Origin of the sequence: Bacillus sp. C28GYM-DRY-1 (assembly GCF_030519405.1) — a bacterium.
GTDB classification, from domain to species: domain Bacteria; phylum Bacillota; class Bacilli; order Bacillales; family Bacillaceae; genus Bacillus; species Bacillus spizizenii_A.
This window is the reverse complement of sequence record NZ_JAUMKF010000004.1, coordinates 1-20,924: the sequence shown is the minus strand read 5'-3', so window position 1 is coordinate 20,924 and position 20,924 is coordinate 1. Positions and strand designations below refer to the sequence as shown.

The following is a 20,924-nucleotide window of genomic DNA, read 5'->3' as shown; positions in this document are numbered from 1 at the left end:
AATGAAGGCTTCTTTCGTCCAGTGTTTGGTCGAATGGTTGCAATAAAATTGGTATGGTGCAAAAACATAGATATTGTGTGATGCCTTAATTTATTTGAAGAAAAGGAATTGGAAGACAGGATAAAGAGCAGGTAAATATGAATAAAGAACTTAAAGTGTTTAAGAAAGTAGAGGTTGCCATGAAGAAACTTTTTTCTTACAAACTTAGCTTTTTTGTGCTGGCTGTTATACTGTTTTGGGCAAAAACGTATTTATCCTACAAGACTGAATTTAATCTTGGGGTAAAAGGCACAACTCAGGAGATCCTCCTGATATTTAACCCGTTCTCAAGCGCCGTCTTCTTTTTAGGACTGGCTTTGCTGGCGAAAGGGCGTAAATCAGCCATTATCATGCTGATTATCGATTTTGTGATGACATTTGTGTTATATGCTAATATTTTATTCTATCGTTTCTTTGATGATTTCTTGACGTTCCCGAACATTAAACAGTCCGGCAATGTCGGAAACATGGGAGACGGGATTTTCAGTATCATGGCCGGTCATGATATTTTCTATTTCTTAGATATCATGATTTTGATTGCGGTATTGATCTGGAGACCTGAATTAAAAGAATACAAAATGAAAAAACGTTTTGCGTCACTAGTGATCCTTTCCGGGATCGCACTGTTTTTCATCAACCTGCACTATGCGGAAAAAGACCGTCCGCAGCTGCTGACAAGAACGTTTGACCGCAATTATATCGTGAAATATTTAGGTCTATACAATTACACCATTTATGACGGCGTGCAGACGGCTCAAACGGAAACACAAAGAGCCTATGCGAGCAGCGATGATTTAACAAGCGTTGAGAACTACACAACGTCTCATTATGCAAAACCGAATGCCGAATACTTTGGTGCTGCCAAAGGCAAAAACATCATTAAGATTCACCTGGAAAGCTTCCAGACATTCTTGATTGACTACAAGCTGAACGGTGAAGAGGTCACGCCGTTCTTGAATAAACTTGCACACGGCGGGGAAGATGTGACGTATTTTGATAACTTCTTCCATCAGACAGGCCAGGGGAAAACATCTGATGCCGAGCTGACAATGGATAACTCCATCTTCGGCCTTCCTGAAGGCTCCGCATTTGTGACGAAAGGCGAAAACACATATCAGTCACTTCCTGCAATTTTGGATCAAAAGGAAGGCTATACAAGCGCCGTCCTGCATGGTGACTACAAATCGTTCTGGAACCGTGACCAGATTTACAAACATATTGGATATGACAAGTTCTTCGACGCAAGCAGTTATGATATGTCAGATGAAAACGTCATTAATATGGGACTCAAGGATAAACCGTTCTTTACAGAATCAATTCCTAAACTTGAATCTCTCAAACAGCCGTTTTACGCGCATTTGATTACATTAACAAACCATTATCCATTTAACCTGGATGAAGAAGATGCGTCCATTAAGAAAGCGACAACCGGTGATAAAACAGTTGATAATTACTTCCAGACAGCACGTTATCTTGACGAAGCGGTTGAGCAATTCTTCAAGGAGCTGAAGGAAGCCGGTCTGTATGACGACTCAGTCATCGTGATTTACGGTGACCACAACGGTATTTCTGAAAATCATAACCGTGCGATGAAAGAAATTCTTGGAAAAGAGATCACAGATTATCAAAACGCGCAAAACCAGCGTGTGCCGCTGATGATCCGCGTTCCTGGCAAAAAAGGCGGAGTGAACCATACGTATGGCGGCGAAATTGATGTCATGCCGACACTTCTGCACTTACAAGGAATTGATTCTCAGAAATATATCAACTTTGGTACTGATTTATTCTCCAAAGAACACGACGATACAGTGGCGTTCAGAAACGGAGACTTCGTGACGCCGAAGTACACATCTGTCGACAATGTCATTTACGATACGAAGACTGGTGAAAAACTGAAAGCGAATGAAGAAACGAAGAATCTGAAAACAAGAGTTAATCAGCAGCTGAGTCTCTCAGACAGTGTCCTGTATAAAGACTTGCTGAGGTTCCATAAACTCAGCGATTTTAAAGCCGTTGATCCGTCTGACTATCATTACGGCAAGGAAAAAGAAATTAAATAAGACGAGATAGAGCCTTGAGCGGGCGCATTGCCTTCGCTCAAGGCTCTTTTTTGAGGCTGCATAACCAACTTAAAAAAAAAGATTCCATTTGGTCACCAAGGCCGGCTTTCTCTCATATCATTACAGTAGATTTTGAAACCAGTATTGAAGTGGACAAATTATCGGTTTAAACGCAATGATAGATTGTAAAGCTGTACCAGGTTTCGAACTCAATATTCATAGAGATGAGGGGTAGAGATGAAAGCGGTCATTCTCTGCGGCGGAAAAGGAACGAGAATGAGTGAAGTCACGTATGATATTCCTAAACCGCTCGCCATGATAGGCGGCAAACCGATTCTATGGCATATTATGAAAATCTATCAGTATTACGGAGTAAACGAGTTTATTCTTCTTTTGGGCTATAAAGGAGAAAAAATTAAAGAATACTTTCTCGACTATGAATGGAAGCACAACAGCCTGACACTCGACAGCTCTACAGGAGAGGTGCAGATGCTGGGGCAGCCTGAAACGTGGAAAATTACGTTTTTGGAAACAGGAGAAGACACACTGACAGCCGGAAGAATCATGCAGGCAAAAGACTATATCGGTGATGAAACATTTCTGCTTACCTATGGGGACGGACTGGCCAATATTAATCTTTTCCATCTCATTAGCTATCATAGGGCAAAAGGGGCTGCCGCGACTGTCACCGGCATTGACAAAGGCTCACAGTTCGGCACCTTGACGGTTGAGGACGGCATGGCGAAAACATTTTCTGAGAAAACATCGAGTGACGGAATCATCAACGGCGGATTTTTCGTTCTCAGTCCAAAGGTTTTCGATTATTTGCCAAAGGACGAGAACATGATGTTCGAAGATGAACCGCTGAAGAACCTTGCCAAAGACGGAGAGCTTGCCGTGTACCGCCATTACGGGTTTTGGACGGCCATCGATACGTATAAGGATCTCTTAGAAGTCAACAAAATGTGGGATCAAGGACAACAAGTATGGAAGGTATGGTGAACTGATTTGAGTTTCTGGGAAAACAAAAACGTATTTGTCACGGGGTGTACAGGTCTTTTAGGAAGCTATTTGGTGAAAGAGCTGATCGAACAGGGAGCAAACGTTACAGGGCTTGTCAGGGATCATGTGCCTCAATCTAACCTTTATCAGGGAGAACATATCAAAAAAATGAACATCGTACAGGGCTCTCTCGAAGACTTGCCTGTGATTGAACGCGCGCTTGGGGAGTATGAAATTGATACAGTCTTTCACCTTGCCGCACAAGCGATTGTTGGCGTGGCGAACCGCAATCCGATTTCTACCTTTGAAGCGAATATCCTCGGCACATGGAATATTCTCGAAGCCTGCCGGAAGCATCCGTTAATCAAGCGGGTGATTGTCGCTTCAAGTGATAAAGCTTACGGTGATCAAGAGAACCTTCCGTACGATGAAAATATGCCGCTGCAGGGCAAGCATCCGTACGACGTCTCAAAAAGCTGCGCAGATCTCATCAGTCACACATATTTTCACACGTACGGGCTCCCGGTCTGCATCACACGCTGCGGTAACCTGTACGGCGGCGGGGATTTGAATTTCAATCGCATCATTCCGCAGACGATTCAGCTTGTGCTGAACGGGAAAGCGCCGGAAATCCGCAGCGACGGGACATTTGTCCGCGACTACTTCTATATTGAAGATGCCGTTCAGGCTTATTTGCTACTGGCAGAAAAAATGGAAGAAAAGCATCTTGCCGGAGAGGCCTTTAATTTCAGCAATGAGATCCAGCTGACTGTACTTGAACTGGTAGAAAAAATCTTGAAGAAAATGAACAGTGATCTGAAGCCGAAGGTGCTGAACCAGGGAAGCAATGAGATCAAACATCAATATTTATCCGCGGAAAAAGCAAGAAAGCTGCTGAATTGGTCACCGGCCTACACCATTGATGAAGGACTTAAAAAAACGATTGAGTGGTATACGGAATTCTTCAAAAAGTAATGTGAAACGAGGTGAACATGACTGTGGCCAGCGCGTTTTGCACCGTTTTATCAAAAGGGAGATTATATCAGGCAGTCGCTTTATTTAAGTCTTTAGAGCAAGTTGACCAAGACAGTCCCATTTTTACGCTATGCATGGATGAAGATACACACCGCGTCTTACAGAAACTGAAGATGAAGCAGTTGAATCTTGTGCCGGTGTCAGCGCTCGAGAATGAAATGCTTCTGCAGCTGAAGGAAACTAGAGATCAAAGCGAGTATTGCTGGACGATGAAGCCGATCTTTCTCCAAGCTGTGCTGAACAAGATGCCAGAGCTGAATCGTGTGACGTATATTGATGGGGATTTATTTTTCTATGCCGATCCGTCGCCGATTTTTGAAAACCAGCCGGACTGCTCGGTGCTGCTTTCGCGGGGTGATATTGTAATCCCTTCTTTTGAGAAAGAGCAGATTGACATGCTGCAGCGTCTTTTAGGCAGATATAACTCAGGCTTTATCAGCTTCAAGCATGATGAAGCCGGGACGGATTGCTTGGAGTGGTGGAAGGAACGCTGTCTTGAGGAATGCAAAAATGCCCCGGGTGAAGGGAAATTCGGTGATCAGGGCTATTTGGATTATATGTCTGAGCTGTTTCTGAATGTGTGTGACATTACGACACCCGGTGTAAACATCGGCCACTGGAACTACGGACAGCATACGTTTTCCTGGAAGGATGGCCGGATTGTGCTGGAGGATGGCAGCCCGCTGATCTTTTACCATTTCAGCGGATACCGAATCGTCAGCATTAATCAAATCAAACAGATTCACGAAACAACTCGCACAGATCTGCCGTTTATTCATGACCTGTATCAAGAGACGCTGCCGCATATCATTCAGCACATCAAAACGTTAGACCCTGAATTTAACGGTTTTGCTTCAAAAGATGACAACAAATAAATGTTTAAATACAGGAAGTGAAAATGAAGTGAAGGCAAGCGTTATTATTCCTGCATATAATTCAAAGGAGCGACTGTATAACAGCCTTCTGTCATTAAACCAGCAGGAGTGCGATGAAGAGTTTGAAGTCATTGTAGCAGACAATGGGTCTGAGGACGGGACGCTCTCAATGCTTAAGTCGTTTCAAGCGGATTTTCCGCTGATCTTTACACGGATTAAAGAAAACAGGGGCATCGCACACGGACGAAATCAGGCGCTTCGCCATGCCAGAGGAGATATCCTTATTTTTCACGACAGCGATATGCTTGCGGCAAAGGACCTTGTGGCAAAGCATATGAAAGCCCATGAAAACGGAGAAAATCTTGTCGTGTGCGGTTTGTTTTGGAAACGGATCTACAGTTTTTATTATGAAGGCTTTGAAGATGAACATAAGAAACAGCTCGCAAAGCTCGTAGATGAAATACCGAAAAAAGATAAAGAAAAGCTGCTGCAGGAAGCGGACATCAAAAACGGAAGCTTTCTGGATAAAAGCTTTGACCTCGATACCGATTTTATTGACGTACTCAAGCAGATTTTAGAGGAGTACGGCGATGACCTGATAGGCTATCATATGCCATGGCGCTTTTTTATCACGAATAATTCCTCTGTTAAACGCAAACATGTGGTTGACCTCGGCTTATTTGATGAAGGCATTATACGATACGGATTTGAGGATTATGACCTCGGGATCAGGCTTCATCAGGCCGGACTGACGTTCAGGCTGCATCGCGACATTGTCAGTATTCATCAGGAGCACCCAAGCAATTGTAAATCTGTAGACGATATTCGGGCAAATATTGCTTATATGTGCGATAAATACAACAATATCCGCTCCTTAGACGTTCATCTCGCTTTTAACGGGCCGTTTCCTCCTGACATGACGAACAGATTGATGGCTGATATTCATAAACTACTGGAAGCTCAGAAATACGACATGCTGTTGAATCTATTTCTTGAGCTGCTTCATGTTGTCAAAGAGCGCAACATTGACCCGGATTGGCAAAAGAAAGCCCCAAGGGTGACGGCGAAAAGCTTTGATTTACAAACGGTTCGCAAGCTTCTCCCAAAAGCGAAGAAAAAGCTTGGCGTGAACGATTTTGCCAACGCATTGTGTGCGCTTGTCAACGATTTGCTCCACGTGGATCTTAGATAATTGGATGTGGTATGGTGAGTACATTTCATTTTTCAACGATAGTGTCAAGGACGCATATCTTTAAGCTCATGCCCATGATTCATTCTCTCCATGAGCATTGCGATGATTTTCATTTGTTTGTGCTTTGTGTGGATCAGAAGGCGTATGAATTGCTCCAGCACGTTCCGTGGGAGCATGTAACATTTGTACAGCTGCATGAAATGGAAGACCCGGAGCTGCTGCAAGCGAAAAGCAATCGAACGTTTCATGAATATTGCTGGACATTGAAGCCGGCCTTTTTATTCCATGTCATGAGCAAGTGGGATGAAGCTGAATACTTTGCTCATATGGATACTGATTTGTTTTTCTTTTCTGATCCGGCACGTATTTTTGCGGAAAACCCAAAAGCTTATCTGTATCTGACCGATCACTGCAACTCGCCGCGGTTCATGTCGTACTATGAACGGACCGGCCGCTATAACACAGGCTTTGTCGGTGCCGGAAATACGAAGGAAGCCTATAAAGCGGTGTGGCAGTGGAGACAGGAGTGCATTGCATTTTGTACGGTAGAAATGGATACGGAACGAAAGACGTACGGAGATCAAAGATATGTGGAGAAATGGCCGGCGCAGTATAAGGGCGTGCATGTAGTCAAATCAATCGGAGCCAATACAGCGCTTTGGAATATCGAAAATTATAAGGTCGGGCAAAAGGAAGGCCGCGTGTATATAGATGAAACGCCGCTGATATTCTATCATTTCTCCGGGTTTACACTCGTTACGGAAAAAGAGTTTAATCTTTGCTGGTATTACCGAATTGAAGATGAAGCGACAGTTGAAATGATATATATGCCGTATGTATTAAGCCTGAAAAAATGGATTAAAGAAATTCAGTCAGCGTTTCCGGACTTTGCTGACGGCTTTATCCCGAAGCACGCAGTGCCTGACACTCATTTTATACAGCTGGATTAAGAAACCCCTGCCGGATGGCAGGGGTTTTTCAGCTATGCCATTCTCTCAGCTTCTGATCGCTCGGCAATAGGAAGGCTAGGATGCCGAGGACAGGGAGAAAGGCAATGGCAATCATCGTCGGGGTCAGTCCCGCGGCGTCAATCAGAGCGCCAAGCGCCACCGCGCCGATCGCGCCCATCCCGAAGGCGAGTCCGACGGTCAAACCGGACATTGTGCCAATTTTTCCAGGAACAAGCTCCTGTGCGTAGACAACCGTTACGGAAAAGCTCGACATCAGAATCAAGCCGATCAAGGCAAGCACGCCATAGGCGAGCACCGGTCCGGCAAATGGCAGCAAAATCGCCAGCGGTGCAGAGCACAGCAGCGAACCGAGGATCACGAAGCGTTTTCCAAAACGGTCTGCGAGCGGGCCGCCGAGAAACGTGCCGACAGCGCCGAACAGCAAAAAGACAAAAATATAGCTTTGTGCCTGCTGAATGCTTACGTGATATGTATCCATCGCGTAAAACGTGTAAAAATTGCCGATCGCACTTGTATACCAAGAACGTGCAAAAATGAGAAAGATAATAATGATAAGAGCAGATACAACAGACTTGGTGATGGCCGTGTTTTCAGCCGTTTTCTTTTGTTTGCCTGACTTCTGGGCAAGGCTTCCGAGACGTGCGGCGTACCATTTCGCAATATACAGCAGAAACATAACAGCGAGCGCGGCGACAAGCGTGAACCAAACGGCGCCGAATTGTCCGAGCGGCACAAGAATCAGCGCGGTAATCAGAGGCGCCATCGCCTGGCCTGAGTTTCCGCCCACCTGATAGATCGACTGGGCGAGCCCGCGTTTTGTGCCGGCGGCCATATACGCAACACGGGAGCCTTCCGGATGGAAAATGGCGGAGCCTAATCCGATGAAAAACACACAGCATAAGATCGTTATGAATGAAGGGGCGAAGGCAAGGCCCAATATGCCGAGCATGCTGGCAGTCAAACCGATGGGCAATGCGTACGGCCGGGGCCGTTTATCGGTATACCAGCCGACGACAGGCTGCATCACAGATGACACCATGTTTAATGTGAAAGCGATGACGCCGAGCTGTGTAAATGTCAAGCTCATGGAGCGTTCCAAAATAGGGAACATGGCCGGAATCACGGCTTGCAGCGAATCGTTGAGCATGTGGCAGATTCCGATGATGATCAAAATTGGATAAACTGTGGTGCCGGGTTTTTGAACTGTTTTTTCTTTTAGCGGGGTGGCGATAGCCAAGTGAGTCTCCTCCTTACATATCTAGCCAGAGCATACCACTATATTATTCATAAGGTGAAGAATTTATCAAGAGGAAAAAAGACCTTCTAAAACAAAGGCCGCCAGCATGATTAGCAGCTGACGGTAAGTTCGATATTCAAAATGTGATACAGCTCTTCAAGCTTGTGAGTCTCTGAAAATCTTGGAATCCGTTCAAAGATGTAATTGAAGTATTCCTTCAGCGGTTTTTGAAAGCCTGTATCTTCAGAAACGAAAATATTCTTGAAGAACGGAAATAATCCTGAATCACGGAGGCGCTTGTACTGTGTCTTAGACACGCCGGTTGTCACGATATACAGATCAAACTGATGCTGCAGACTTGAAAGGAATGTTCTGATCTTCAAACAGCAAGCGCAACGCTAATGCTTCTGCCGCTTTAAAATCAAGGATGGTATCTCTACATCAAATTATAAAGTGCGGTATTGTAAGGAAAAAACCGGCTGGTGAGGCACCGCCGGCTTATAAGAGATTATTTGTTTAATAGGCTGTGTTTTCTAGAATACAGGAAATAAACCAGCGCCCCGACGGCGATCCAGATCACAAAGGAAAGCCATGTGACGCCGGGAAGGCTGTACATAAACCAAAGGCAGATGCCTGCGCTGATCATTGGCACAACCGGAACGAACGGCACTCTAAAGGACGCTTTGATTTCCGGATATTTCTTTCGTAACACGATAATAGCAATTGAAATGACTGTAAACGCCGCCAGGGTTCCCATATTCACCAGATGGGCAAGCGTTCCGAGGTTAATAAAGCCGGCGATTCCGGCCGCAACGATACCAGTCAGCCATGTATTGCTGAACGGGGTTTTAAATGACGGATGAACCTTTGCGAACAATCCAGGGAGAAGGCCGTCTCTGCTCATGGCAAATGTCAAACGGACCTGAGCGTACAGTAAAGCGAGCATAACCGTCGTAATCCCGATAATCGCACCGACAGAAATAATACCGGCAACAGCATCCTGGCCGACGAATTTCAGCGCAAAGGACACCGGATCCCCGACATTCAATTTCGTATAAGGCATCATGCCTGTCAAAACAAGCGAAACCGTGATGTATAGAACGGTACAAACGGCAAGAGCCGAAATAATGCCGACTGGCATGTTTTTTTGAGGATTTTTCACTTCCTCTGAAGCGTTAGAAACCGCGTCAAACCCGAGGTACGCGAAGAACACAGTTGCCGCGCTGACAATGACGCCTTTCATTCCGAACGGCATAAAAGGAGACCAGTTATCCGGTTTGACATAACCGAGGCCGACAATGATGAACAATAAAATGATTCCGATTTTCATCAGGACGATGACGTTGTTAAAACGTGTGCTTTCCTTGACGCCTCTGCTGACAATCGCAGTGATGATGAGAATGATCACTGCAGCCGGAAGGTTAAATACGGCGCCCGGTGTGCTTCCCGGCGCTCCTGTCAGTGCGGCCGGAATATGAAGGTTGAAGCCGGCAAGCAGTGATTGAAAGTATGAAGACCAGCCGGTGGCAACGGCTGATAGTGCAATGACATATTCAAGCATGAGATCCCATCCGATCAAAAAGGCGAGCAGCTCTCCGAGTGTCATATAGGAGTATGAGTACACGCTTCCTGAAATCGGAATCGAAGACGAAAACTCAGCATAGCAGAAGGCGGCAAGCGCACAGGCGAGCCCGGCTAAAATAAACGATATAATGAGGGCAGGGCCTGCACCGGTTGCGGCCACTGTTCCTGTGATGACAAAAATCCCTGTACCGATCACACAACCGATACCAAGCAAGGTTAAATCAAATGCGCTTAACGTGCGGGCAAGGCTTTTTGACTTGCTCTGCGCACTCAATGTTTCAAGCGGTTTTTTTCTGAATAATGAACTCATCAAAAGTTCCTCCCGGAAAATTCAAAATATTCTAATCATTATATACAGTTCTTGTTGTATTATATTGTCGAAATTTAGGACAGTCAATCATATATTTTTCCGCTTTAAATGATAGAAGCGAAAAAGCGTAGTCGTAGGATAGGATCGTAATTTTCTAATAAGATATTCAATTTTATGCAGGGAGAACCGATAGAAACAATAGATTCGCCCACATTATGACTTTCGGATTAAAAGGAGATGCTGACCATGTTTCAATATGAAGAGTTGAATAAACAGTTTATCGGAGGGAAATGGCAGGAGGGCAGCAGCCCAAATGTATTGGAAAACAAAAATCCTTATACTCAGAAAACATTCACAACCTTCCAAAAAGCCACTGCTGACGATGTTGATGAAGCGTACCGGGCAGCGGCGCTGGCAAAGAAAAAATGGGATGCGGTCAATCCGTTCGAGAAAAGAACCATTTTAGAAAAAGCCGTCACGTATATTGAAGAAAACGAAGAAGCGATCATTTATCTGATTATGGAAGAGCTTGGCGGAACAAGGCTTAAAGCGGCCTTTGAAATTGGGCTTGTGAAAAACATCATAAAAGAAGCGGCGACGTTCCCTGTCCGCATGGAAGGGAAAATTCTTCCGTCAACGATAGACGGCAAGGAAAACAGATTATATCGCGTGCCGGCAGGCGTTGTCGGTGTCATCAGTCCTTTTAACTTCCCATTCTTTTTATCTATGAAATCAGTGGCGCCCGCACTCGGAGCAGGCAATGGCGTCGTTTTAAAGCCGCATGAAGAAACACCGATTTGCGGCGGCACTCTGATTGCGAAAATTTTTGAGAATGCGGGAATCCCAGAGGGGCTGCTGAATGTCGTTGTCACAGACATTGCAGAAATTGGAGACAGCTTTGTGGAACACCCGATACCGCGGATCATCTCATTTACAGGTTCTACAAAAGTCGGCAGCTATATCGGCCAGCTTGCGATGAAGCATTTTAAAAAGCCGCTTCTTGAACTCGGCGGCAACAGCGCCTTCATCGTACTTGAGGATGCGGATATCGAATATGCGGTCAATGCGGCGGTTTTCAGCCGATTTACCCATCAAGGGCAGATTTGCATGTCGGCCAACCGCGTACTTGTTCACTCATCAATTTATGATAAGTTCCTAGAAATGTATCAGGCAAAAGTGGAATCACTGAAGGTCGGCGATCCAATGGACCCTGATACGATTATTGGGCCATTAATCAATAGCAGACAGACGGACGGGCTGATGAAATCTGTTGAGAAAGCGATTGAAGAAGGTGCTGTTCCAGTGAAGCTTGGCGGATTTAACGGGACGATCGTGGAACCGACGATCTTAAAAGACGTCAAACCGTTCATGAGCATCGCCAAGGAAGAGTTGTTCGGACCTGTCGTTTCCTTTATGAAGTTTGATTCAGAAGACGAAGCGGTGGATATCGCAAACGAAACGCCGTTTGGCTTGAGCGGTGCCGTGCATACGTCAAATCTTGAACGCGGCGTGGCTTTTGCGAAGCGCATTGAAACAGGCATGATCCATGTCAATGACACAACAATCAATGATGAACCGAATGTGGCCTTTGGCGGCGAAAAGCAATCCGGTCTCGGCCGGTTGAACGGCGAGTGGAGCCTTGAAGAATTTACGACACTGAAATGGATCTCGGTCCAGTACGAAAAACGCAGCTTCCCTTATTAATGGATAGGAGTGAATGGGATTGAGCATAAGAACGGAAAAAGAAACCGCAGACCTTCTGGACGCGTTGGTCAAAGTAGCCCCTTATTTAAACAGCCTGGTTCAGGATGATATTACAATCGGCATTTACGATACGGAAAAACTGCTTGTGAATATACCGGCCAAAACCTTTTCTCTAAAGGTAAAAGCCGGTGATCCGCTACAGGAAGGGGATATTATCACAGATGCCATCCGCACCAATCAGAAGAAGACGAGCATGGTTCCGAAAGAATTGTTCGGCTTCCCATTGATTGCTCGTGCCATCCCGCTCCACGACGAGAATGGAAGAGTAATAGGGGGCGTCGGCCTCGGAACGAGCCTTGAGGAGTCGTCTAAGCTGCATGATGTGGCGGAAAGCTTATCAGCTGTCGTTGAACAAACGGCCGCAGCCATTTCCGATATTTCTGAATCAATCAACGGGTTTTCGACTCAAATGTCAGGCATTTCCTCACAGGCGAAAAAGGTAAGCGAAAGCGCCGGTGAAATTGCCGATATTTCAGTAACTGTGAAAGGCATCTCTGACCAAAGTAACCTGCTTGGCTTGAACGCCGCAATCGAAGCGGCGAGAGCAGGCGAGTCCGGAAAAGGCTTCTCTGTCGTCGCAGATGAGATTAGAAAGCTAGCGACGTACTCAAAAGAAAATGTCGGCCAGATTGACCAGATCACGAAAAAAATCCACAGCCTGCTGAAAGGGCTGGAGGAATCCATTGAGTCGATTAATCAGCATACAGACGGGCAAGCCGCTGCCGTTGAACAAATTTCCGCCACGATGCAGGAGATTTCAGGAAGCGCGCAGCATCTCGCGAAAATGGCAGAAAAAGCGCTAGAGGAAGAATCAGAGATCGGGGACAAATGTTCCCGGTCTTTTTCTATCCTGCATTTCCATGAAATTTGTCTGACGTTTTACTAGTTTTATTCCAGCGGCTGATTTAAAATGTACACATGAACTTACGTGAGGATTGATAGGAATCATGAGTATATTAAAAGCGGAAAATCTGTATAAAACATACGGAGATAAAACATTATTTGACCATATCTCCTTTCATATTGAAGAGAATGAGAGAATCGGATTAATCGGACCGAATGGAACGGGGAAATCAACGCTGCTGAAAGTGATCGCCGGCTTGGAATCTATTGAAGAGGGAGACATCATGAAATCCGGCAGCGTGCATGTCGAATTTCTTCATCAAGACCCGGAGCTGCCTGAGGGGCAAACTGTGCTGGAGCATATCTATTCCGGTGAATCGGCTGTAATGAAAACCTTGCGTGAATATGAAAAAGCGCTGTATGAGCTTGGAAAAGACCCCGAAAATGAACAGCGCCAGAAGCACCTGCTGGCGGCGCAGGCGAAAATGGATGCGAATAACGCGTGGGATGCGAATACCTTGGCGAAAACCGTATTGTCTAAGCTGGGCGTCAACGATGTAACAAAGCCAGTCAACGAGCTTTCAGGCGGCCAGAAAAAACGGGTAGCCATTGCCAAAAACTTAATTCAGCCAGCTGATCTGCTCATTTTAGACGAGCCGACGAACCATCTGGATAATGAAACGATTGAGTGGCTTGAAGGATATTTAAGTCAATATCCCGGCTCCGTCATGCTGGTGACGCACGACAGGTATTTCTTAAACCGTGTCACGAACCGCATTTATGAGTTAGAACGAGGTAGCCTTTACACGTATAAAGGCAACTATGAAGTGTTTTTAGAAAAACGAGCGGAACGGGAAGCGCAGGCTGAGCAAAAGGAAACGAAGCGGCAAAACCTGCTGCGCCGCGAACTGGCTTGGCTCAGACGGGGAGCGAAAGCCCGTTCCACAAAACAAAAGGCGAGAATCGACCGAGTGGAGACGCTTAAGGAGCAGAAAGGCCCTCAGTCATCGGGCTCACTCGATTTTGCGATTGGCTCCCACCGTCTTGGCAAACAGGTCATTGAAGCGGAGAACGTGATGATCGCTTACGACGGCCGCATGCTCGTCGACCGCTTTAATGAATTGGTGATACCGGGTGAACGGATCGGGATTATTGGACCAAACGGCATCGGAAAAACAACGCTATTAAACACCCTTGCCGGCCGTCATACCCCAGACGGCGGCCATATGACGATCGGACAGACGGTCAGAATCGGCTACTATACCCAGGATCACAGTGAAATGAATGGCGAGTTAAAGGTCATTGAATATATAAAAGAAACGGCGGAGGTCGTAAAAACAGCGGATGGCGATATCATTACAGCTGAACAAATGCTGGAGCGTTTCCTCTTCCCGCGTCAGATGCAGCAGACGTATATCCGCAAGCTGTCCGGCGGGGAAAAACGCCGTTTATATTTGCTTCAGGTTCTCATGCAGGAGCCGAATGTCCTGTTTCTCGATGAGCCGACGAACGATTTGGATACTGAAACATTAAGCGTACTGGAGGATTATATTGACCAGTTCCCTGGCGTCGTCATCACCGTATCCCATGACCGCTACTTCCTTGATCGTGTCGTCGATCGTTTGATTGTGTTTGAAGGAAATGGCGTCATTTCTCGATTCCAAGGCTCCTACAGCGACTATATGGAGGAGACAAGAGCGAAGAAAACAGCTGAAAAACCAGCAACTGTAGCAAAACCGGCCGAAGCGGAGCCGAAGAAAAAACGGAAAAAGCTTTCCTACAAGGATCAGATTGAATGGGACGGCATCGAAGATAAAATTGCCCAGTTAGAAGAGAAGCATGAGCAGCTCGAAGCTGACATCGCCGCAGCAGGCAGCGATTTTGGAAAAATCCAAGAGCTGATGGCTGAGCAGGCGAAAACAGCGGAAGAACTTGAGACTGCTATGGACCGCTGGACAGAATTGTCTCTTATGATAGAAGAGCTGGAAAGCTAAAAAAAGCGCGGCCCGCAGGAGGCCGCGCTTTTTTCACATAATGTACAAAAACGAAACGGCCAGATTATGATATGCTCAAATTATGTGTCAGCGGCACTTGGAAAAACAACGGAGATGATGAAGTATGACATGGACGATCGTGATGTTAATCCTCATGAGTGTGGTGAAAATCGTAATAACCTGCCTTCCAACAGGCGTCATGGAATGGCTGCTCAGCAAATTTGCGGTGCACGCCAAGCTGAGTGACGAAAATGCTGTTCTCTCCCTGAATGGAAAACGTCTCGAAGGTGAAGAGAAACAGAAAGTAATTGACCAATTTAACAAAGCTGTCTTCCTAGAGAAATATTATATCTACCCAGGTGATGAAGAGCGTTATTTACATCCGGAAAACGGCGGCACGCCGCTGGTGATAGATATGAAAAAAGGAAAAAGAGATGTGAAGCTGTTTGTGTACAGCTATGACGACCATATCGACGTCGTGAAGCAGTACAAGAATAAAGTGATTGCATATCAATTGCTTTCTGAAAGCCTTCAAAAGCAGTCTCTGTCAGAGACAGGAAGCTTGGCTTAAACAGGACTGTGAACGACGGGTGTTTGATGCACTCGTCTTTTTTTATTGATTGTTTAACTTAACGTTTACGTTAAGGTTCAAAAGGTGTATAATGATAACAGAAACGGCGAAGGGGGATTTACCTTGGAATGGATGAAGATTGATCAAGTAGCCAAAAGAAGCGGGCTGACAAAGCGGACCATCCGGTTTTATGAAGAAATCGGCTTAATTCCGGCGCCGAAACGGACAGACGGCGGTGTAAGGCTTTATTCAGAGGATGATATGGAGGAGCTTGAGAAAGTCATCAGCACAAAAGAGGTGCTTGGTTTTTCCCTTCAGGAGCTTCAGCATTTCATGGAAACAAGCCGCCAGCTAGAGTTAAACAAAGAGGGGTATTTGTTGTCACTGGATCCCAAGGAACGGAAAGAAAAACTGGAGGAAATTCAGGAAACCCTGAATCACCAGCTGAATTTGATTGATGAGAAAATCCGCACATTCCAAAGCTTTAAAGAACGCCTGCAAGGCATGAAAGGCAAAGCGGAACGCGCCATTCAATCAATCGAATGAAACGTTTGTTAAACGCTATTTTTGTAGCGTTTCTTTTAATGGAATAAAGATGGAGGTCAGGTCAAATGGATAAGACAAAACAAGTGAATCAGAAAACGGGCTTGCTCAGCCAGCCAAAAGCGGTATGGGCTGTCGCATTTGCCTGTGTGATTTCCTTTATGGGAATCGGGCTGGTCGATCCAATTCTTCCGGCCATTGCCGCACAATTACATGCTTCACCTAGTGAAGTATCACTCTTGTTTACAAGTTATTTACTTGTAACAGGATTTATGATGTTTTTCTCAGGAGCCATTTCCAGCCGTATCGGCGCGAAATGGACATTAATTCTCGGACTTATTTTTATTATTGTGTTTGCGGGGCTTGGCGGCAGTTCAAGCTCAATTGCTCAGCTAGTCGGCTATCGCGGCGGCTGGGGACTAGGTAATGCTCTGTTTATTTCAACAGCGCTTGCGGTTATTGTCGGCGTATCAGTCGGGGGCAGCGCCCAAGCAATTATTTTGTATGAGGCGGCGCTCGGACTCGGGATTTCTGTCGGACCGCTAGCAGGCGGAGAGCTTGGAAGCATTTCATGGCGTGCGCCGTTCTTCGGGGTATCTGTCCTGATGTTTATTGCATTAATCGCGATTTCTTTCATGCTTCCGAAGCTGCCGAAACCGGCGAAACGCGTCGGTGTGTTTGATGCGGTGAAGGCACTCAAGTATAAAGGCCTTCTGACAATGGCGGTATCGGCGTTCTTATACAACTTTGGATTTTTTATTTTGCTTGCTTATTCTCCGTTCGTTCTGGATTTAGATGAGCACGGTCTCGGATATGTCTTCTTCGGCTGGGGCCTTCTGCTGGCTATTACATCAGTCTTTACGGCGCCGCTCGTGCACAAAGCGCTGGGTACAGTGCGTTCGTTGGTTGTTCTCTTTATCGCCTTTGCGGTCATTCTGATCATCATGGGGATCTGGACAGAGCATCAGACGTTGATTATTACATGTATCGTTGTCGCCGGTGCTGTCCTCGGTATGGTCAACACGATCATGACAACAGCTGTCATGGGTTCTGCGCCGGTTGAACGTTCAATCGCATCTTCAGCCTACAGCTCAGTCCGCTTCATCGGCGGCGCGCTCGCTCCGTGGATTGCGGGAATGCTCTCTGAACACTTTACCGCAAACACACCATATACAGTAGGCGGAATCGTCGTTTTTGTCGGCATGCTTGTCCTTCTCATGGGACGTAAACACCTTGCCGGAATTAAGGCGGGACATTAATAACGATAGACACTGCTCGTGAGGCAGTGTCTTTTTTATGTGATCAAGTTATACCAGTATTCACGATCAGTTATAATGGTATCATCATAAAATTAGTGCGGAAAGGACAGCCTTATGACACAATTTTACTATTTAACGGCTAAAACTCCTTTAGAAACTGGTTTTTTCGGTCAGCAAGAACGGTGTTCGCGGAAAGGGCATCCGCTTCGGTCAGGCATCGACGCGGCGGGTATTGATCTTGAAGAAACTGAGGATGTATCGGTTCATTTACGATTGCCATATCAAGTAATGGTTCATGCTGTAGAGGGGACGTTTGCCATGGATAAGGTAAAGCCTGACGAACTTGATCAGAAGTGCTTAGAAATGCTCTATCAATACATACACAGCGTCATGAAAAACAGTTTTTCGGTTGAGTGGTTCACCGCATGGGCTGATGAGGAAGACTTTGAGCTGTCTGCCAAAAGAGAGCTGACACTTGATGAATTCACCTCGCCATTGCAGCTCATTTTAAAAGACAGAGAGCTTTTGAGAATCGTTCAGAAAAAATGGCAGTAAAAAACCCGCCCTTCAGCAGGCGGGTTTTTTCGTAACATTAAAGCACTTTCGTCGTCCAAGACTCGCAGTTCCATGTTTCTGTCGCGATGTCCATATAGAAATCAGGCTCGTGAGAAATAAGAAGAATGGAGCCTTTGTATTCTTTGAGGGCGCGCTTGAGCTCTTCCTTCGCGTCGACATCCAAGTGGTTTGTCGGCTCATCGAGTACCAGCAGGTTGGTTTCTGAATTGATCAGCTTGCATAATCTGACTTTCGCTTTTTCTCCCCCGCTTAATACGGAGACGCGGCTTTCGATATGTTTTGTCGTCAGTCCGCATTTTGCCAGAGCGGCGCGGATTTCATACTGTGTATACGAAGGGAATTCGCTCCAAACTTCTTCAATACACGTATTGTTGTTTGTTTCCTTGACCTCTTGCTCGAAGTAGCCGGTAAAGAGGTGCTCGCCTCGCTCAACGGAGCCTTCGAGCGGCTGGATTTCGCCAAGCAGGCTTTTCAGCAATGTTGTTTTTCCGATCCCGTTTGCTCCGTAAAGAGCGATTTTTTGGCCGCGCTCCATGCGGAGATTCAGCGGACGTGAGAGCGGGGAATCGTAACCGATCACGAGATCCTTCGTTTCAAAAATCAGCTTGCCTGACGTTCTCGCCGGCTTGAAGTGGAATTCCGGCTTTGGTTTTTCTGCCGCCAGCTCGATCATATCCATCTTGTCGAGTTTCTTTTGGCGGGACATCGCCATGTTTCTCGTGCTGACACGGGCTTTGTTGCGGGCAACGAAATCCTTCAGCTCCGCGACTTCCTGCTGCTGCTTTTTGTAGGCCGCTTCAAGCTGCTGCTTCTTCACCTCGTAGACTTCCATAAACTGATGATAGTCGCCGACGTAGCGTGTCAGCTCTTGATTTTCTACATGATAAATCAGGTTGATGACACTGTTTAAGAACGGAATATCATGGGAAATCAAGATGAACGCGTTCTCGTATTCCTGCAGATAACGTTTTAGCCATTCAATATGCTGCTCATCAAGATAGTTGGTCGGCTCATCAAGCAGCAGAATCTCTGGCTTTTCGAGAAGCAGTTTGGCGAGAAGAACCTTGGTTCGCTGTCCGCCGCTCAGATCAGTAACATCGCGCTCTAACCCGATATCACTCAAGCCGAGGCCGCGGGCGATTTCTTCCACCTTCGAATCAATGACATAAAAATCATTGTTCGTCAGCGCGTCTTGAATCACACCGACGTCTTCAAGAAGCTTTTCGAGCTCGTCGGGATCAGCTTCGCCCATTTTGTTGTAAATCTCGTTCATTTCTTCTTCCATCGCAAATAAATAATGGAATGCGTCTTTCAGCACATCACGAATGGATTTGCCTTTTTCAAGCACAGTATGCTGATCCAGATAGCCGACACGGACATTTTTTGACCATTCGACTTTTCCCTCATCAGGCTCAAGTTTTCCGGTAATAATATTCATGAAGGTTGATTTTCCTTCACCGTTTGCGCCGATCAGCCCGACGTGCTCGCCTTTTAGCAGGCGGAAGGAGACGTTATTAAAAATGGCCCGGTCACCAAAGCCGTGGCTTAAATCCTTTACAGATAAAATACTCATATTTACACCTCTATCGTTTATCAAACACGCACAATCGGCGTGTATTATTCACCCTTTTGATTATAAAGGAGGAATCGGAATGTTGAAAGGTATAGGAAAGAAAAAGAAAAATTGCGTTCCGGGCGAGGTTTTGAGATACTATGGAATAGATTTCAGGAATTGAGGAGAAAAAAATGACGCAAACTTGGCCATTTTTACATAATGCACAATCATTTATACAAGAGAATTGGAATGCTTCCGGTTTTCAAAAGCCGACTCCTGTTCAGGAACAAGCGGCTCAGCTGATCATGGACGGAAGGGATGTTATCGCGGAATCGCCGACAGGCACAGGCAAGACGCTGGCGTATGCGCTGCCGGTCTTGGAGCGGATTAAGCCGGACCAAAAGCACCCGCAGGCAGTCATTTTAGCGCCATCCCGTGAGCTGGTGATGCAGATCTTTCAGGTAATTCAGGATTGGAAATCAGGCTCAGAGCTGCGTGCGGCTTCCTTAATCGGCGGGGCGAATGTGAAGAAGCAGGTCGAAAAGCTGAAAAAACATCCGCATATCATTGTCGGAACGCCGGGCAGGGTATTTGAGCTGATTAAAGCGAAGAAACTCAAAATGCATGAAGTGAAAACGATCGTGCTTGATGAAACAGATCAGCTTGTCCTGCCGGAGCATCGTGAAACGATGAAGCAAATCATTAAAACGACATTAAGAGACCGGCAGCTTCTATGTTTTTCTGCCACGCTCAAAAAGGAAACAGAGGACGTGCTCCGTGAATTGGCGCATGAGCCTGAGGTGTTGAAGGTGCATCGAAGCAAGGCGGAAGCTGGGAAAGTGAAGCATCAATATCTGATTTGCGACCAGCGCGACAAAGTGAAGCTGCTGCAAAAGCTGTCTAGACTTCAAGGCATGCAGGCACTCGTATTTGTGAGAGACATCGGCAACCTGAGTGTGTATGCGGAAAAGCTGGCGTATCACCATGTCAAACTCGGCGTTCTGCACAGTGAAGCGAAAAAAATGGAGCGGGCGAAAATCATTGCCGCGTTCGAAGACGGGGAATTCCCGCTCTTATTAGCGACTGATATTGCCGCACGCGGCTTAGACATTGAAAACCTGCCATATGTGATCCATGCTGATATTCCTGACGAAGACGGCTACGTTCACAGATCAGGCCGAACAGGCCGGGCTGGAAAAGAAGGCAACGTACTGAGCCTCGTGACGAAACTGGAAGAATCAAAACTGAAAAAGATGGCGAAGAAGCTTGGCGTGGAGCTGAGTGAAGCCGTTTATGCAGGCGGAAAATTGAAGACAAAATAAAAAGGAGGGCGGAAAGCCCTTCAGCTTGTAGAGAAAACGATGTTTTTCTACAAGCTTTTTTTGTCTTACGCTGTTTTTTTGGATATTCAGCTGATTTCAAAAACAGAAAAAGAGCTCCCGCATACCTAGCTCCGCTTGGCTAGGTATGTGGCAATCTTCTTCATATTCTGGCATGCGGCTGTGAGGAGAACT

The 20,924-nt window shown here is 46.1% G+C and carries 16 protein-coding genes and 2 pseudogenes; 14 read left to right on the top strand and 4 right to left on the bottom strand.

What is annotated here, in order from left to right; all coding sequences use genetic code 11:
- Positions 1–179 precede the first annotated feature (179 nt).
- The 6 genes from ltaS1 (at position 180) to Q3W56_RS05605 (ending at position 7,153) form a co-directional block, all read left to right on the top strand.
- The gene (ltaS1, locus tag Q3W56_RS05630; protein WP_302894896.1) at positions 180–2,099 is read left to right on the top strand and encodes a lipoteichoic acid synthase LtaS1; all 1,920 of its coding nucleotides are present in this window, start codon (positions 180–182) and stop codon (positions 2,097–2,099) included.
- Between the two features lie 237 nt (positions 2,100–2,336).
- A complete protein-coding gene (locus tag Q3W56_RS05625; RefSeq protein ID WP_302894789.1) occupies positions 2,337–3,101 on the top strand; it encodes a glucose-1-phosphate cytidylyltransferase in 765 nt (254 codons plus the stop codon).
- A gap of 6 nt (positions 3,102–3,107) precedes the next feature.
- Complete coding sequence (locus Q3W56_RS05620; RefSeq protein WP_302894788.1) at positions 3,108–4,076, top strand: GDP-mannose 4,6-dehydratase; 969 nt, start codon at positions 3,108–3,110, stop codon at positions 4,074–4,076.
- A 23-nt stretch (positions 4,077–4,099) separates the two neighbouring features.
- Complete coding sequence (locus Q3W56_RS05615; protein WP_302894895.1) at positions 4,100–5,011, top strand: putative nucleotide-diphospho-sugar transferase; 912 nt, start codon at positions 4,100–4,102, stop codon at positions 5,009–5,011.
- A 28-nt stretch (positions 5,012–5,039) separates the two neighbouring features.
- Positions 5,040–6,203 carry a glycosyltransferase family 2 protein gene (locus Q3W56_RS05610; protein WP_302894787.1) on the top strand — a complete coding sequence of 388 codons (1,164 nt, stop codon included), beginning with the start codon at positions 5,040–5,042 and terminating at the stop codon, positions 6,201–6,203.
- Between the two features lie 14 nt (positions 6,204–6,217).
- Positions 6,218–7,153, top strand: a complete 936-nt coding sequence (locus Q3W56_RS05605; protein WP_302894786.1) for a putative nucleotide-diphospho-sugar transferase — start codon at positions 6,218–6,220, stop codon at positions 7,151–7,153.
- A 28-nt stretch (positions 7,154–7,181) separates the two neighbouring features.
- Here Q3W56_RS05605 and Q3W56_RS05600 read toward each other — a convergent pair whose 3' ends face one another.
- From Q3W56_RS05600 to bcaP, 3 genes and pseudogenes are all read right to left on the bottom strand, one after another.
- A complete protein-coding gene (locus tag Q3W56_RS05600) occupies positions 7,182–8,411 on the bottom strand; it encodes an MFS transporter (protein WP_302894785.1) in 1,230 nt (409 codons plus the stop codon).
- Positions 8,412–8,521: 110 nt separating this feature from the next.
- Positions 8,522–8,840 (bottom strand): annotated as a pseudogene (locus Q3W56_RS05595) (HAD-IA family hydrolase).
- A gap of 79 nt (positions 8,841–8,919) precedes the next feature.
- A complete protein-coding gene (gene bcaP / locus Q3W56_RS05590) occupies positions 8,920–10,305 on the bottom strand; it encodes a branched-chain amino acid transporter BcaP (protein ID WP_302894784.1) in 1,386 nt (461 codons plus the stop codon).
- Between the two features lie 246 nt (positions 10,306–10,551).
- Between bcaP and yfmT the strand changes: the two genes are divergently transcribed.
- The 7 genes and pseudogenes from yfmT to Q3W56_RS05555 all read left to right on the top strand — a co-directional run bounded on the left by yfmT (position 10,552) and on the right by Q3W56_RS05555 (position 17,751).
- On the top strand, positions 10,552–12,009 hold the full coding sequence (gene yfmT, locus Q3W56_RS05585; protein ID WP_302894783.1) for a benzaldehyde dehydrogenase: 1,458 nt from the start codon (positions 10,552–10,554) through the stop codon (positions 12,007–12,009).
- Between the two features lie 13 nt (positions 12,010–12,022).
- Positions 12,023–12,955: a methyl-accepting chemotaxis protein gene (locus Q3W56_RS05580; RefSeq protein ID WP_483298521.1), complete on the top strand. Its 933-nt coding sequence runs from the start codon at positions 12,023–12,025 to the stop codon at positions 12,953–12,955.
- 61 nt (positions 12,956–13,016) lie between these two features.
- Positions 13,017–14,906 (top strand): ABC-F family ATP-binding cassette domain-containing protein, encoded by a 1,890-nt coding sequence (locus Q3W56_RS05575; protein ID WP_302894782.1) that lies wholly within the window; start codon positions 13,017–13,019, stop codon positions 14,904–14,906.
- 124 nt (positions 14,907–15,030) lie between these two features.
- On the top strand, positions 15,031–15,477 hold the full coding sequence (locus Q3W56_RS05570) for a YfmQ family protein (protein ID WP_302894781.1): 447 nt from the start codon (positions 15,031–15,033) through the stop codon (positions 15,475–15,477).
- Between the two features lie 123 nt (positions 15,478–15,600).
- Positions 15,601–16,023, top strand: a complete 423-nt coding sequence (locus tag Q3W56_RS05565; protein ID WP_019713583.1) for a MerR family transcriptional regulator — start codon at positions 15,601–15,603, stop codon at positions 16,021–16,023.
- Between the two features lie 65 nt (positions 16,024–16,088).
- Positions 16,089–17,279: an MFS transporter gene (locus tag Q3W56_RS05560; protein ID WP_019713584.1), complete on the top strand. Its 1,191-nt coding sequence runs from the start codon at positions 16,089–16,091 to the stop codon at positions 17,277–17,279.
- Between the two features lie 318 nt (positions 17,280–17,597).
- Positions 17,598–17,751 (top strand): annotated as a pseudogene (locus Q3W56_RS05555) (hypothetical protein).
- 120 nt (positions 17,752–17,871) lie between these two features.
- Here Q3W56_RS05555 and Q3W56_RS05550 read toward each other — a convergent pair.
- Complete coding sequence (locus tag Q3W56_RS05550) at positions 17,872–19,428, bottom strand: ABC-F family ATP-binding cassette domain-containing protein (RefSeq protein ID WP_064813836.1); 1,557 nt, start codon at positions 19,426–19,428, stop codon at positions 17,872–17,874.
- Positions 19,429–19,601: 173 nt separating this feature from the next.
- Here Q3W56_RS05550 and Q3W56_RS05545 point away from each other — a divergent pair, with 173 nt between their 5' ends.
- A complete protein-coding gene (locus Q3W56_RS05545; protein ID WP_302894780.1) occupies positions 19,602–20,732 on the top strand; it encodes a DEAD/DEAH box helicase in 1,131 nt (376 codons plus the stop codon).
- Positions 20,733–20,924: the final 192 nt, after the last annotated feature.

Bases quoted from the DNA above. Each gene is read 5' to 3' on its own strand.
- Q3W56_RS05625 (WP_302894789.1), top strand. From the start codon at position 2,337: ATGAAAGCGGTCATTCTCTGCGGCGGAAAAGGAACGAGAATGAGTGAA.
- bcaP (WP_302894784.1), bottom strand. From the start codon at position 10,305: ATGAGTTCATTATTCAGAAAAAAACCGCTTGAAACATTGAGTGCGCAG.
- ltaS1 (WP_302894896.1), top strand. From the start codon at position 180: ATGAAGAAACTTTTTTCTTACAAACTTAGCTTTTTTGTGCTGGCTGTT.
- Q3W56_RS05560 (WP_019713584.1), top strand. From the start codon at position 16,089: ATGGATAAGACAAAACAAGTGAATCAGAAAACGGGCTTGCTCAGCCAG.
- Q3W56_RS05580 (WP_483298521.1), top strand. From the start codon at position 12,023: ATGGGATTGAGCATAAGAACGGAAAAAGAAACCGCAGACCTTCTGGAC.
- yfmT (WP_302894783.1), top strand. From the start codon at position 10,552: ATGTTTCAATATGAAGAGTTGAATAAACAGTTTATCGGAGGGAAATGG.
- Q3W56_RS05570 (WP_302894781.1), top strand. From the start codon at position 15,031: ATGACATGGACGATCGTGATGTTAATCCTCATGAGTGTGGTGAAAATC.
- Q3W56_RS05575 (WP_302894782.1), top strand. From the start codon at position 13,017: ATGAGTATATTAAAAGCGGAAAATCTGTATAAAACATACGGAGATAAA.
- Q3W56_RS05550 (WP_064813836.1), bottom strand. From the start codon at position 19,428: ATGAGTATTTTATCTGTAAAGGATTTAAGCCACGGCTTTGGTGACCGG.
- Q3W56_RS05545 (WP_302894780.1), top strand. From the start codon at position 19,602: ATGACGCAAACTTGGCCATTTTTACATAATGCACAATCATTTATACAA.